Raw genomic sequence first — 13846 nt, forward strand, 5'->3', positions numbered from 1 at the left:
CAAACCTCCGAGACTTTTATCTACCTTGCCATGATCCGTATCATGGTTAGGCGGCTGGCATAAAATCTCACCCTTCAAAACTTTTCAAACATCCTCTTACAGGTGTAACGCTCATTAGCGGTAGTTGGTTGTTACTAAAAACTTGGTGGCTGACGATTCTCGTTGCCATACCCGTACTCACCTGGATGACTTTTTTTCTCTTCATTTACCCTAGATTAGTCATACAAAATGGTATTTTGGACGCATTGCCACCTAACGACGAATAGATCTGCGATCGCGGTGGCAAGCGATCGAACAAAAACACTGACGCTGCGTCAAGTTAGCATGGGAGCAATCTTGCCATCCCTGGCAAACTGTATATGGAACAAACGCATCTGGATTGGTTAATCGAGCTGATCGAGCGGGAATTACTGCCTGGATTACAGATTGACAGCATCGAACCCCACAACCCTGTAGTCGTTGGCAAAGTTCCTTCCCCTTGGCAATTACTGGGAGCGGGGAATTATGCCGCAGTATTCTATCACCCCAACCAGCCAGATCGAGTCGTGAAAGTCTATGCGCCCAATCGTCCAGGTTGGACGGAGGAAGTCGAAGTTTACCAGCGTTTGGGTTCCCATCCTGCTTTTTCTGAATGTTTATATGCTGAGGAAGGCTGGCTAATCATGAAGCGGTTGTATGGTATGACTCTATACGACTGTATGCACCAGGGAATACCAATTCCAAAACAAGTCATTAGAGACATTGACGCAGCTTTAGATTACGCCCGCAAGCGCGAACTGCATCCTCACGATGTCCACGGTCGGAATATTATGATGTGGGAAGGCAGGGGATTTGTGGTAGATGTTTCTGATTTCTTGCACGAAGAGGCTTGCTCGGCATGGCAAGATTTGAAAAAAGCTTACTACTGGTTGTATCTCCCGATTCTTTACCCACTGCGGCTGCGAATGCCTTATTTTGTTTTAAATATTGTGCGCAAGTTCTATCGTTTTTATCGACGCTTGTGATTGGTTAATGGTTAATAGTCAATAGTCATAAACCACGCACTACTAACTGCTCGCTATCGTTAGTCATATAGTTTTGAATTATGTCAAATCCCCTCCGTCGTTTAAAATTCTTACCGTGGCGATCGCTATTCCTGCTTTCTTGCCTTGTAACTCTGATTGTTGTCGTTATAGATTTCTTTTTTATCGCTGGCTCTAACTTCTCGCCAGCGCTGGCACGGGCGATCGACCTTATGTATGGTGGTAGCCTGGGTGTATTGGTACAATTTGCTGGCGTTGTCGGGGTGGGAGCTTTAGCAGTTTACTTACTAGAAAAATTTTTCGCCAATATTACCGTTAATACTGGCGTGCTGTGGGCTTTGGTATTTTGTTTGACTCTGTGTTTGCTAGTGAGATCGTTCCTACCCATTCCCGAAAGACTAGTCAGCATATACAACAATGAAATGCAGCTCATCGCTATTGTCATTGGGGTATTTTGGAAAGGTCGTCCTTATTGGCGATAGAAATTCGCGACTGTAGGAGGGAAAGCAGTGAAGGTAGGATTTCTCGGGACTGGGTTGATGGGACTGCCGATGGCACAAAGGTTGTTAGCTGCCAACATAGAGCTAGTTGCCTACAATCGTACCCCAGAAAAATTAGCTCCGCTCAAATCGGCTGGCGTGGCGATCGCAACTCGTCCAGATGAGGTTTTAGTTACCTGCGAGTGTATCATTTTGATGCTGACTGACGCTAGTGCGATTCGAGATGTCCTGCTATCTCCAACAGCACAGCAACACTTGGCGGGACGCACCATCATTCAAATGGGAACTATTACCCCCACCGATAGCAAAGAAATTCAGCAACAAGTCACTGCTGCTGGAGGCGATTATCTCGAAGCACCTGTACTAGGAAGCATTCCCGAAGCACAAGCTGGAAAATTGATCGTGATGGTGGGGAGTTCGCCAGCACAGTTTCAGCAGTGGTTGAGTTTGCTACAAAACTTTGGTTTGGAACCGTTGCATATCGGTGATGTCGGGAGTGCGGCGGCTGTGAAACTAGCACTCAATCAACTCATAGCTTCTCTCACGAGTGCCTTTGCCTTAAGCTTAAGTTTAATTCAGCGTCAGGGGATCGAGCCGGAAGCTTTCATGCAAATCCTCCGCCAAAGCGCTCTTTACGCCCCGACATTTGATAAAAAACTACAGCGAATGCTCGATCGCAATTACGACAATCCCAATTTTCCCACCAAACATTTACTCAAAGATACCAATTTATTTCTTTCCGAAGCGCGATCGCAGGGACTCAATACAAATCATTTAGAAGGAGTCCGCCAAATTTTAGAAATTGCCATCGATCGAGGCTTAGCCGATACAGATTATTCCGCTTTATATGAGGCGATCGCATCATCAGATAATTCTTAATTAATCGCTCCATTAACGTGTTGTTGGGTACGGCGGCTACAGTTTTTCCAGAGCTTTTAGTAGAAGATCTGCTGGTGCATTTGCTAGCTCTCTTGGTTCTAGTTTATGCAGTCCATCTCCGTAAACCCGACCTTCATGGATTAAGTTTTGTATGGGAATTGAATTCAAGGCTTTCCAAACAGAATTTCTCAATTCAAAATTAGTTGATATTAAAGTTTCTAATTGCATTTTTGGATACATCATAAGATAAACATTAGGCGCAATTGCTTTAGAATGATTCAAAATAAATCGAAAAGGTCTGCTATTTCTAGATTTATGCCGTCCCATATACGGACACAAAAACATTGTAGGATGCCTGATTTCTTGCAAGTACCATAACGATCGATGCTTACATAAATAACGAGCTGATATTCCGATTTTTTCACCTTGTTGGAGATAATTCCAAACCAAAGGATATTTAACTTGAAAATATTCCATTGGCTGTTTACAATTTAGCACAAAAAGTTTGCGTTCAAGTCTCGGATTTCCTTGCTCATCTGAAAGTATTTCATCATCTAGCAAGTATCGAGGGCTAGGAAGAATAGGAGTTAAAAACTCAAATGGAATGCTAAGTTCGTTAACTCGATCGGGCGTGAGAATAAAGAAGTTATTAGCTCCAGTAGCGATTCCTCGCTTAATTTCAAACAACTCAGATAACTTAGCTCCAGAGTGAATGTTGTTCTTTTGAGTTGGTGAAATTGAAGTACGATTCCATTTCGATATTTCTTTCAGTACTCTCGATGAGATGGTTTCTGAACAACTTGGGCGACTGATACTTTCTCCATAAGTAAACTCCACAAAATAGTCATGATTTGGCTTTGTATTTCTAAACCAAATCACTGATGTAGAAACTAGAACATCAGTAAATTGTAAGTTCTCAGGAGCAAATCGATGCACTCGCAGCAGAGTCACGCGCTCTAGTAGATATTGCTTGAGCTTTTCTCCATAGTTTACGTCCATAAATTCAGAAGGAATTATCCAGCAGGCTAGACCATTCCGTGCCATCCACCCATGTGCTGCTAGTATGAAATAACAGTAAAGACCTGCTAAACCACTCAATTCAATACCAGTAGTTTTTATTCCTAGCCTTTTAAGAGAAATCTTCTTATCACTTGATAAATGGTGGTGGCGTACATAGGGCGGATTGCAGATCAGTAAGTTAGATCTAAACTTTTCATTTTGGGGTGGAACACTTTCTGTAAAATCTGCAATATTAAGCGTAAGAGAAGTCTTATCCCATAATTTGAGTGCTACCTCAGCATAGCCTCGATCGATTTCATAGCCAACGGTACTTTTGATTTGTTCAGATGGAAATGATTGTAGCAATGCCGAATAAAATGAACCATTACCGATTGCCGGATCTAAAAAATGAATTTCTTCACTAGCTGGAAGTAAAGTCTTAGAGTATTTGAGTACCTCAATCGCAAGCGAGTTTGGTGTAGCAAATTGCCCTAACCGATTACGTTCTACAGAATTTTTAGAAGCATCTAGTTGAATTTGCTCGACAACCCTTTTAGCTTCTGTTAAATCAATACTGTTAGATTGCTCACAATCCAAATTCTGCAAAGTCATCTATACGGTGCTCCCAAACCCAATCTATACCTTCGGCAGCTTCATAACCTAAGTATCCAATGTCAAAGTAGCCACATAAGAATAAGATAAACTCAATTGTATTGCCATACGTTGCATTTAGCTGCTGAACTTTTCGGGCTTCTTCTTTCCTACGTTTGTTGACATTTGTAAAGTCACCCGCTGATTTTGCTTCTACCAATAGAGGGAGATCGCCTAGTTGAGCAGTTTTACGCATAATAACCGCATCAATCGGGATATTAACCGTCTTTCTACCCTCTTCTACCAAATTGACAGGGATGTTTAGCCGAAAACTGTATGTTCCTGGCAACATTTCATTAAACTTTACCCGTTGAGCAGTGGGCAATAAACGATACCCACGTTCATCAAGCCATACTGCGATCTCCCTTAACTGCCTTGCTTCTTGAGCATTGCGAACAATAGGATCTGCTGACGAACCACATAAACGATCTGCAACAATGGTTGCTGCACGGTAGATTTCCCTTTGCATAGGTGTTTGATTGGTATCTAGCCAAGGGAAAATATCTCGATCCGCAAGTCTTGTAATAATATCTGTAATTTTTCTTAGTTATTCATTAAGACGATTCCCTGTCAGCCGAACAGGTAATTTTTCCGCGACTTCCATACGATCCACAACGCCTTTAGCTACGCTTGCTAATCCAATCAGTCGATCTCTAGCAATTGGTGGACAGGTGCACATTCTGAGAGTCGGTAGTATACCTAGATTCTGCCGAAGAATCTCTGGCTGCAACGATTTGAGATTGTTGGTAGCCTTCAAGGTCGATGCTACAACTTCAGTAACTTTAATACGGGTATCACGAAACGCCTGTGGTGCGAAATCTAAAAACCAAGAATTATACATATCCACAGACTGTTCTATGTCTGCTTTCCAACGATCTGGTTTGTCACGATTTACAGCCATTCGAGGTTTGGGAAATTGTGCGTTTCTACTTTACTTCCTAATTACCCCACAAATGAAAATGTTGTTTACGTCATTACCGAAAACTGAATACCTAACTTGTGATTCAGTTGCAAATTGCAAACTGGAGCTGACACATCCACGTCATATTTGTTGGTCATACTAGACCCTAATACGATCGCAAAATTATCCGCCAGTACCTTACGCTTGTCGGAAGCTAAAAAAATGCTGAGAACGAAAATGATGCGGATGATAGTCACGGCTTGTTGTGTAGCAATCGTCATGGTTACTTGGACAAGCACGGCAATGGCACACCACGGATGGAGCGAATACGACAACAGCAAAACACTCAATCTATCAGGCAAAATTCAAGCCATTGGCTACGATAACCCGCACGTTATCTTACAACTGCAAACCAAAGAGCAGCTATGGGAAGCCGTCCTTGCGCCACCCTCGCGGCTGCAAAACCGAGGACTATTACCAAAGCAATTGCAAGTTGGAGAAACGGTTAACGTTGTAGGTTATCCTCACCGTAGCGAAAAGAACGAGATGCGGGCAGAGCAGATTATAGTCGGCGAAAAAACTATACCGCTGCGCTAAGCGGTATGTTTGAGCTTCAAAGCTGGTTGACTTGGCTGCAAGAGAGTGCTTTGTCTGCGGCAATGCGGCAGTGGGCGTGGCTCTATCCAGCGATCGAAACTTGGCACATTATCAGTTTTGCCATTCTAGTTGGATCGATCGCCATGTTTGACCTGCGGTTGCTCGGCTTCTCCCGCCATCTGCTAGTAACTGACATCGCAGGGCATCTTTTACCCTGGACTTATATTAGTTTTGCGTTTGCCCTCTTGACAGGTTTCCTCTTATTTGCTTCTGATGCTGAAGCGATCGCGGCTAATCCTGCCTTTCGTCTAAAGTTAGGAGCGATCGCCCTTGCTGGGATGAATGCAGCTGCGTTTCACCTTTATTATTCCAAGTCAATTCAACGGTGGAATCGACGTGTTCGAGCGCCAGTTGGAGTGAGAGCGATCGCGATCTTCTCCCTCTTGCTCTGGGCTGTGGCGATCGTTTGCGGTCGCCTGATTGCTTATATTTAATTTGTCGATGGTCGATGGTCAATGGTTAATGGTCATTTGTTGTTGGTTGACAGTTGACCGTTGACAGTAATTATTCTTCCTTGTCCCCTTGTCCCCTTGTCCCCCTTCTTTCCCTTTGCTCCCCTGCCCCTCTGCTCCCCTGCTTCCTCTGCTCTCTTATCCCAACTCTCGACTTCCGACTCCCGACTCCCGACTATTAGGCAACCAAACGGTAAAAATAGAACCCGTACCTAAAGTCGATTCGACTTCAATCCGACCTTGGTGGAGATCGACGAGTTGCTTAGTCAAGGCTAAACCCAATCCCGTCCCATCATAATGACGCTGGTAAGGAGAATCGAGTTGTTGGAATTTTTCAAAAATCAGAGGTAAATGTTCTTCAGCAATGCCAATTCCCGTATCTTCTACCTGAATTACGGCAAAGTCATTCTCGCTCCAAACTCTTAAAATCACCTCTCCGCCTTCGGGAGTGAATTTAATCGCGTTACTGAGTAGATTCCATAAGATTTGACTGACTCGTTGGGGATCGGCAAACAGCCGATAGTCAAGCGGGATTTTGAGATCGAGCATGACATTAACTGCTTGGCGCGTTGCTCGATCGCTCAGCGATCGCAAGCTAGCTTCTGCTAGTTGTGCTAGAGCAAATTCGTTTAAATTTAAAACTGCCTTGCCTGACTCGAACTGCGTCAATTCTAAAATGTCGTTGATGAGTGCTAGAAGATGTTCGCCACTATCGTGAATTGTTTGTAAGTACTGACGTTGACGCTGACTCAATTCTCCTAAAGGCCAGCGTAGTAAGGTAGATGACATCCCAATGACGCTAGTGAGGGGAGTGCGTAATTCGTGGCTCATCGTCGCGAGAAATTCACTTTTAGCGCGGCTAGCTGCTTGAGCTGCAAGTAGAGCATCATGTAATGCTTGAGTCCGCTCGATCACTCTTTGTTCTAGGGTTTGTTTTTCCAACTTCAGCGATCGCATTAACTCTTCTTGATAGATTGCGAGCGCCAGTTGTTCCGCTATTCGCCGCAGTAAATTTTTCTCATTTTCCTGCCAAGAGCGCGGTTCGTAGCATTGGTGGGCGATGAGTAAACCCCAAAGTTGTTGCTGAAATACAATTGGAGCGATTAGTTTGGCTCGTACCTGAATTTTCTGCAAAAAAGCTAGCAAGCAAGACGATAAAACATAAGCTTTGTTAACATCTGCGATCGCTAGCGTAAAACCTTGGCGATATTTCTCCCAACACCCAGAAGAAGGAATAAAGCAGTTCTCTTCTCGATAATTGAGTACGGAATCAATTGACTTGCTAGCACGGGCTTCGTAGATGACACAGCCTTGAGTGGAGAGTCGAGAGTCGGGAGTCGGGAGTTGGGAGTCGGGAGTTGGGAGTCGGGAGTTGGTGGTAACTGATAACTGGTCACTGATAACTGGTAACTGCTCCCTGCTCCCTGATTCTTGTTGCTCGAATTGATAGACTACTAGGCGATCGACTTGCAAAAACTCTCGGACTCGTTCTACGACATTGGAGATGATGATGGGTAATTCCAAGCTTTGACGAATTTGAGTCGTCACTTGGTTGAGCAAACGCTCGTGGGCAATTTGTTGGTGCAAAGCTTGTTCTACAGGTTGGCAGACCGAAACAAAAGGGTAAATCGTTTCTGGCTCGTCATTTTGGTACGAGCTTGGGGCTAGCACGGACAGCAACATTAACGTAAACTTCCCTTGTAGAGTGGCGTTGTTGGGTTGAATGACTTGGCTGTATCGAGCTAAAGTAGCGCGGGCAAGAGAATTGTCTTCTAAGCAGCCGTTTAGGTGTTGCAAAAATTGGGCGATCGCTTCTGGCTCAAATGTTAATTTGGCGTTGAGTAATTCCGAGTTTCGCTCGTGCAGTGTAACGTAAGCTTCTGTATCAAATTCTGAATTGACTGAGTTTAAAACTATTGACTCTTTTAGTGTAAGTTCTTCTCTCTGTCGCCTGGCTCCTGTCTCCTGTCTTCTTTCTGCTACTAGCAAAGCGCTAAATTGTTTTGACACGACTAATGTAAACTTATCTGTCGCTTCAGGTGGTGTCGGAATTGAAACCAGTGCTTCTTCCGTAACTATCAAAGCTTCATTTCCCAATTCTTGAGCCATCTGTTGAAGAAGTTGCCCTAATTGCTGAAAAATTGTCAGGGGCAAAAGTTGATGGAAGCTCAAGTCCTGAGAACTAGACATTTTCGCAGATTGAGATAGATAAGATTTGGATGATAGGCTAAGAAAGTTTTCCCATGCAGCTTAACCACTAGTCTAAGCCGAACAGAGAGTTATATGCATCGTATCAGTACCACTCCTGGAGATTGGAATCCTCAAGCTAATGGTGTCGCTTTATTTGCACAAACTCCAGCTCCTTTGGTGTTTCTTACTGCTACCGATACCGATATTCAAACTTTGGCAGCAGCAGTGACTCAGTTACCGATAGACTTTCCCACTTTTCGAGTTGCTAATTTGCTGCAATTACAGCAACAGATAGTTATAGATACTTATGCAGAAGACGTTTTAGAAAAAGCTCAAGTTATTATACTACGGCTTTTGGGGGGACGATCGTATTGGTCTTATGGTTTAGAAGTGGTGCGGGAAACAGCACGGCGGACTGGTGCAGCACTGATAGTTATCCCAGGAGATGACGCGATCGACCCCGATTTAATCGCACATTCGACTGTTCCGTTAGCAGTGGGAAATCGACTGTGGCGATATTTTCTAGAAGGTGGAGTAGAAAATGCCGTCAATGCTCTGCTATTCGCTGCCGATTGCTGCCTTCATACTTCATACAATCCTCAACCTCCACAGGTGGTTCCGCGCGTGGGGTTATATGGGTGGAAGGGAGTCGGAGAGAAGAGAGCTGAGGAAGCTGAGGAAGCTGAGGAAGCTGAGGGAGAAAAACAACCGTCAACCAACTACCAATTACCAACTACCAACTACCAACTACCCAAAATTGGCATTCTGTTCTACCGCGCTCACTATTTGGCAGGTAATACGGGTGTAATTGACGATTTGTGTCAAGCATTGGTAGCCAGAAATCTATTACCAGTACCAGTTTTCGTTTCTTCGCTACGCGATCCAGAAGTGCAAGCAGAAATTCTATCTTACTTCCAGCCTCAAGACGAGGCAGAAATTCAAGTCTTATTAAATACAACCAGTTTTTCTCTGACACGCATTTTTCCGACTCCCGACTCCCTAGTACGGGCGCACTGTTGTGCGCCCGTACCGGCTCCCGCTAACTTATGGCAACAACTAGATATACCAATACTGCAAGTTATTTTTAGTAGCAGTTCAATTTCAACCTGGGAGACAAGTTCTCAAGGACTATCGCCACGGGATATTGGCATGAATGTGGCTCTACCAGAAGTGGATGGGCGCATTATTAGCCGTGCTGTGTCGTTTAAAGCAGTACAGAGCTGGAATGCAGCTCTAGAGACGAATGTAGTCGTTTACGAGTCGGTGCGCGATCGCCTGGAATGTGTTGCTGAACTAACTCAGCGTTGGGTGCAGCTGCGTTCTCGTCCGCCAGCAGCACGCAAAATCGCTCTGATTTTGGCAAACTATCCCAATCGTGACGGACGTTTGGCAAATGGAGTTGGATTAGATACTCCTGCTAGTTGTATAGAAATTCTCAAATCGCTCCAGCAAGCAGGATATCAAGTAGAAAATCTACCGCGAACTGGAGACGAACTGATCCAACGCCTGACATCTGGAGTGACAAACGATCCTGATAGTCAGTGGCGATCGCTCCCACAGCAATTAAGCTGGCAAGAGTATCAACAATATTTTGCCACCCTTCCTGAAGCAGTGCAGCAGGGGATTGTTAGTCGGTGGGAGCAGAAGAGAGCTGAGGGAGCTGAAGGAGCTGAGGGAGCTGAGGGAGCTGAGGGAGTGAATAGACTTACTACTCACTACTCACCGCTCACCACTTATTCCCGACTCCCGACTCCCGACTCCCGACTCCCCATTCCTGGTATTCAACTCGGTAATGTTTTCGTAGGGATTCAACCAGCACGGGGGTACGATCGCGATCCGGCGTTAAATTACCACGCGCCTGACTTGGAACCACCGCATACTTATTTGGCTTTTTATTATTGGCTGCGAGAGCATTTTGGTGCTGATGCGATCGTCCACATAGGCAAGCACGGTAATTTGGAATGGCTTCCAGGTAAAAGCGTGGCACTCTCAAGTCAGTGTTATCCCGAAATTGCTTTAGGTGCTATGCCCCATTTCTATCCGTTTATCGTCAACGATCCTGGGGAAGGTTCGCAAGCAAAACGCCGCGCCCAAGCAGTGATTATCGACCATTTAACGCCTCCCATGACGCGGGCAGAACTCTATGGAGCGCTACACCAATTAGAAAGTTTAGTTGACGAGTATTACGAAGCTCAAAGTCTAGATCCGACTCGATTGCCAGCCATTAGCGATCGCATTTGGCAATTAATTAAACAAGAAAATTTACACTTAGACTTGGGGATGGAGCGGGAGTCGGGAGTCGTAGGGGCGGGTTTTTTTGCAGAGCCTTATGAAAAACAAACAGTTCTGCAATTAAACCCGCCCGTACAGGAGTTGGAGAACAGAGCTAGGGGAGCTGAGGAAGAAAAAATCCAATTACCAATTACCCATTACCAACTACCAACTACCAACTACCAACTACCAATTAACCAACTCGACGGTTATTTATGCGAACTCAAAGAAGCTCAAATTCGCGATGGTTTGCATATATTTGGGCAATGCCCGCAAGGAGAACAATTACGAGATTTAATTGTAGCGATCGCTCGTCAACCTAATTCCTACCAACCAGGAATCACCCGCGCAATTGCTCAAGCCTGGGAATTAGATTTCGATCCCCTCACGGCAGATTTCAGCACTCAACTTTCAGAGACAAGCGCTCGAATTTTATCAGCAAAAACTCAAACACCCTGTCATACAATCGGCGATGCGATCGAGGTGTTAGAACAATATGCGGCTGAGTTGGTGGAAGTATTGATTGGGGAATCGGGAGTCGGGAGTCGGGAGTCGGGAGTTGGAGATAAACGAGCAGAGGGGCAGAGGGGCAGAGGGGCAGAGGAAGCAGAGCTAAGGAAGCAGAGGAGCAGAGCTGAGGAGCAACTACCAACTACCAACTACCAATTTTCTACACCCCCTTCCCGGCTCCCAAGTACGGACGCACAGCAGTGCGCCCCTACCGACTCCCGACTCACTTCATTAAATTGGATTCGCGATCGCCTCTTACCCGCTTTAGCACAAACTCAACAGGAAATTACCAATTTACTACATGGTTTGGATGGGTGCTACGTTCCTAGTGGGGCATCGGGTGCGCCGACGAGAGGTCGTCCAGAAGTATTACCAACAGGAAAAAATTTCTACTCGGTGGATATCCGTGCCATTCCGACAGAAACGGCTTGGGATATCGGACGTAAAGCAGCTGAAGCTTTAATCGAACGCTACACGCAAGAAAATGGGGAATATCCCAAAACTCTGGGTTTGTCGATTTGGGGAACTTCTACCATGCGGACTGGGGGAGATGACATTGCTGAGGCGTTGGCTTTGTTGGGAGTGCGTCCGGTATGGGATGGGGTTTCTCGGCGGGTGGTGGATTTTGAAATTTTGCCTCTATCGGTGTTGGCGCGTCCCCGCGTGGATGTAACTTTAAGAATTTCTGGTTTTTTCCGCGATGCTTTTCCTAATTTAATCGATCTGTTTGACAGTGCCGTTGTTGCCGTGTCGCAGTTGGACGAACCGCTAGCCCAAAATCCCCTAGCTGCCAAGGTGAAACAAGAAACTCAGTTTTGGCACTCGGCAGGATTGACACCAGAAGAGGCAAAAGAGCGATCGCTTTACCGTGTTTTTGGTTCTAAACCAGGGGCTTATGGAGCTGGGTTACAAGGATTAATTGAAGCGCAAAATTGGACGGGCGATCGCGATTTAGCCCGTGCTTATATTAATTGGAGTTGCTACGCTTATTCCCGCAACTCAGAAGGACGAGCCGCCCCAGAAGCGTTCGAGCAACGTTTAGGCGAAATGCAAATTGTCTTGCACAACCAAGACAATCGCGAACACGATCTGCTCGATTCTGACGATTACTATCAATTTCAAGGTGGTTTAACTGTTGCCGTGCGTGCCGTTCGCGGTAAAAATCCTCAAACATATTTTGGTGACAATTCTATTCCGGCAAACCCTCGCGTTCGTCATTTAAAGGAAGAAATTGCCAAGGTATATCGTTCTCGCGTCGTTAATCCGAAATGGATTGCGGGGGTGATGCGTCACGGTTATAAAGGGGCTTTTGAAATGGCAGCGACAGTAGATTATTTATTTGCCTACGATGCTACAGCTGATTGCGTGGAAGATTATATGTATCAAGGCATTGCCGAAGCTTATTTATTCGATCCAGCCGTCCAAGACTTCGTGCAACAAAAAAATCCTTGGGCATTACGAGATATGGCAGAAAGGTTAATTGAAGCCAAGCAGCGAGGATTGTGGCAAGTGACACCAGAGATTATAGATAAGTTACGAGCGATCGCCCACCAAGCAGAAGGAGCGATCGAAGAAAAATAGCGAGATTTCATGTCTAGCTTGGGGCGACTGCAAGTCGCGACTACACAGACAAAACTTGCCTGCGCAGGTTAAACTCTCAGTCCGTGCAGGCGGAAAGAGTTTGTCTAGTTTCGCAAATTCTATTCCCCCCGACTCGATAAGCTGTCACACATTTAATACCATTTTACTAAAACTATGCTACAGAAGATCCCCCCAACCCCCCTTATCAAGGGGGGCTAGGGGGGATCTCTTTTGTCGTAGTCAAAGAGTAAATTGGTATAACTTGCATTATCAGTGCCATCAAATCGCTTGCCACGAGCTGGAAATATTTTGACTTTTAACTTTTAACTTTTGACTTACTTATCAACTTTTTTATCGTCTTTTTCATCGTCCGTAATGGATCGATCTGTATTGCCCAAACAACACTGGATAAGGCTTGAGACTTTTGCCCCATCCGATAGGACATGAGGGCGTGATCGTAAACAAAATTCGCAAACATCTGCGGGTGGGCGCGAAAAATTGCCTGATGCTTGTCAATCAAACGTTGAAAACTTTCCTGACGCAAATTCGTATTGCGCGACACTCGCGCCCCTGGATGCTCGTAAAGTTGATAAGTGACGATCGGTAAACCCAAGATCGAACAGACAGGATTCAGCCGCAGAAAAAGTTCGGTATGGACGCGGGAACGAAACGCCTCATCCCAGCCTCCTATCTGTAAAATTACTTCCCGTTCCACCACTAAAGTTTGTTTGGTATTGTACGACTTACCTGGTTCCAAAACTTCTAATGCAAAATGACAGCCACGGGGACGACTGGGAGGCGGAATACGTGTTTCTAAAATTTTACCTGCATCATCTACCACGTCGATCCCAGAAATAACGCCGACAGGTGGAGGTAAAGTTGCTTTAGCGATCGCCTCTAAGGATACAGCTGCCATTTGGGGTAAAAGACAGTCATCGTCATCTAAATAGGCAATCCAGCGCCCTTGCGCCGCTTTCGTACCTACATTCCGCGCCCCTGCACCCCCGTGAGAGGTAGAGAGACGAATTATTCGCAAACGCGGATCTGCTGGTAAATCTATAGGTTGAGTTGAAGCATCGTCAACGACAATAACTTCGAGATCTGTCATGGTTTGCGATAAAGCACTTTGAACCGCACGCGCTAATAGTTGCGGGCGATCGCGCGTCGGTATGATGATACTGAGTTTTGGCATCATAACTAGGGGCGAGGAGTGAGGGATGAGGAGTAAGGGAA

13 protein-coding genes and 1 pseudogene are annotated in these 13846 nt (G+C 45.4%); 8 read left to right on the forward strand and 6 right to left on the reverse strand.

The genetic code is table 11. The features are described 5' to 3' along the window. Positions 1-67: 67 nt before the first annotated feature. Positions 68-205: a hypothetical protein gene (locus tag QH73_RS29295; protein ID WP_165587597.1), complete on the reverse strand. Its 138-nt coding sequence runs from the start codon at positions 203-205 to the stop codon at positions 68-70. Here QH73_RS29295 and QH73_RS29070 point away from each other — a divergent pair. From QH73_RS29070 to QH73_RS01455, 5 genes are all read left to right on the forward strand, one after another. Beyond that, positions 150-266 (forward strand): hypothetical protein, encoded by a 117-nt coding sequence (locus QH73_RS29070; RefSeq protein WP_374189011.1) that lies wholly within the window; start codon positions 150-152, stop codon positions 264-266. The genes QH73_RS29295 and QH73_RS29070 overlap by 56 nt on opposite strands. Beyond that, a complete protein-coding gene (locus QH73_RS01440; protein WP_165587598.1) occupies positions 229-387 on the forward strand; it encodes a hypothetical protein in 159 nt (52 codons plus the stop codon). Before QH73_RS29070 ends, QH73_RS01440 begins: the two co-directional genes overlap by 38 nt. Continuing rightward, positions 360-1004, forward strand: a complete 645-nt coding sequence (locus tag QH73_RS01445) for a protein kinase family protein (RefSeq protein WP_039714951.1) — start codon at positions 360-362, stop codon at positions 1002-1004. The genes QH73_RS01440 and QH73_RS01445 overlap by 28 nt, the downstream gene beginning before the upstream one ends. Positions 1005-1084: 80 nt before the next feature. Next, entirely contained in the window at positions 1085-1504 is a 420-nt protein-coding gene (locus tag QH73_RS01450) for a hypothetical protein (protein WP_039714952.1), read from the forward strand. 27 nt (positions 1505-1531) lie between these two features. Continuing rightward, on the forward strand, positions 1532-2401 hold the full coding sequence (locus QH73_RS01455; RefSeq protein WP_039714953.1) for an NAD(P)-dependent oxidoreductase: 870 nt from the start codon (positions 1532-1534) through the stop codon (positions 2399-2401). Between the two features lie 36 nt (positions 2402-2437). On the opposite strand, the gene QH73_RS01460 is transcribed toward QH73_RS01455, so the two are convergent. The 3 genes and pseudogenes from QH73_RS01460 to QH73_RS01470 form a co-directional block, all read right to left on the reverse strand. Further along, a complete protein-coding gene (locus tag QH73_RS01460) occupies positions 2438-4012 on the reverse strand; it encodes an Eco57I restriction-modification methylase domain-containing protein (protein ID WP_052289951.1) in 1575 nt (524 codons plus the stop codon). Continuing rightward, positions 3987-4952, reverse strand: a pseudogene (locus QH73_RS01465) (XamI family restriction endonuclease). Before QH73_RS01465 ends, QH73_RS01460 begins: the two are co-directional and overlap by 26 nt. A gap of 65 nt (positions 4953-5017) precedes the next feature. Then, positions 5018-5233, reverse strand: coding sequence for a hypothetical protein (locus QH73_RS01470; protein ID WP_165587584.1), 216 nt, complete (start codon positions 5231-5233; stop codon positions 5018-5020). On the opposite strand from QH73_RS01470, the gene QH73_RS01475 reads away from it, so the two are divergent. Beyond that, the gene (locus QH73_RS01475) at positions 5232-5549 is read left to right on the forward strand and encodes a DUF6152 family protein (protein ID WP_236146866.1); all 318 of its coding nucleotides are present in this window, start codon (positions 5232-5234) and stop codon (positions 5547-5549) included. The genes QH73_RS01470 and QH73_RS01475 overlap by 2 nt on opposite strands. Before the next feature lie 5 nt (positions 5550-5554). Beyond that, complete coding sequence (locus QH73_RS01480) at positions 5555-6043, forward strand: hypothetical protein (protein ID WP_039714954.1); 489 nt, start codon at positions 5555-5557, stop codon at positions 6041-6043. A gap of 156 nt (positions 6044-6199) precedes the next feature. On the opposite strand, the gene QH73_RS01485 is transcribed toward QH73_RS01480, so the two are convergent. Then, positions 6200-8251: a GAF domain-containing sensor histidine kinase gene (locus QH73_RS01485; RefSeq protein ID WP_039714955.1), complete on the reverse strand. Its 2052-nt coding sequence runs from the start codon at positions 8249-8251 to the stop codon at positions 6200-6202. 93 nt (positions 8252-8344) lie between these two features. On the opposite strand from QH73_RS01485, the gene cobN reads away from it, so the two are divergent. Beyond that, the gene (gene cobN / locus QH73_RS01490) at positions 8345-12613 is read left to right on the forward strand and encodes a cobaltochelatase subunit CobN (protein ID WP_039714956.1); all 4269 of its coding nucleotides are present in this window, start codon (positions 8345-8347) and stop codon (positions 12611-12613) included. 316 nt (positions 12614-12929) lie between these two features. On the opposite strand, the gene QH73_RS01495 is transcribed toward cobN, so the two are convergent. Beyond that, positions 12930-13808 (reverse strand): glycosyltransferase family 2 protein, encoded by an 879-nt coding sequence (locus QH73_RS01495; protein ID WP_236146867.1) that lies wholly within the window; start codon positions 13806-13808, stop codon positions 12930-12932. Between the last annotated feature and the right edge of the window lie 38 nt (positions 13809-13846).

Source organism: Scytonema millei VB511283, from assembly GCF_000817735.3.
Taxonomy (GTDB): domain Bacteria; phylum Cyanobacteriota; class Cyanobacteriia; order Cyanobacteriales; family Chroococcidiopsidaceae; genus Chroococcidiopsis; species Chroococcidiopsis millei_B.

What these genes read in the sequence shown, in the direction of transcription:
- QH73_RS01480 (WP_039714954.1), top strand. Translation starts at nt 5,555, where the DNA reads ATGTTTGAGCTTCAAAGCTGGTTGACTTGGCTGCAAGAGAGTGCTTTG.
- QH73_RS01440 (WP_165587598.1), top strand. Translation starts at nt 229, where the DNA reads ATGGTATTTTGGACGCATTGCCACCTAACGACGAATAGATCTGCGATC.
- QH73_RS01445 (WP_039714951.1), top strand. Translation starts at nt 360, where the DNA reads ATGGAACAAACGCATCTGGATTGGTTAATCGAGCTGATCGAGCGGGAA.
- QH73_RS01460 (WP_052289951.1), bottom strand. Translation starts at nt 4,012, where the DNA reads ATGACTTTGCAGAATTTGGATTGTGAGCAATCTAACAGTATTGATTTA.
- cobN (WP_039714956.1), top strand. Translation starts at nt 8,345, where the DNA reads ATGCATCGTATCAGTACCACTCCTGGAGATTGGAATCCTCAAGCTAAT.
- QH73_RS01475 (WP_236146866.1), top strand. Translation starts at nt 5,232, where the DNA reads ATGGTTACTTGGACAAGCACGGCAATGGCACACCACGGATGGAGCGAA.
- QH73_RS01485 (WP_039714955.1), bottom strand. Translation starts at nt 8,251, where the DNA reads ATGTCTAGTTCTCAGGACTTGAGCTTCCATCAACTTTTGCCCCTGACA.
- QH73_RS01495 (WP_236146867.1), bottom strand. Translation starts at nt 13,808, where the DNA reads ATGATGCCAAAACTCAGTATCATCATACCGACGCGCGATCGCCCGCAA.
- QH73_RS29295 (WP_165587597.1), bottom strand. Translation starts at nt 205, where the DNA reads ATGAAGAGAAAAAAAGTCATCCAGGTGAGTACGGGTATGGCAACGAGA.
- QH73_RS01470 (WP_165587584.1), bottom strand. Translation starts at nt 5,233, where the DNA reads ATGACGATTGCTACACAACAAGCCGTGACTATCATCCGCATCATTTTC.
- QH73_RS01450 (WP_039714952.1), top strand. Translation starts at nt 1,085, where the DNA reads ATGTCAAATCCCCTCCGTCGTTTAAAATTCTTACCGTGGCGATCGCTA.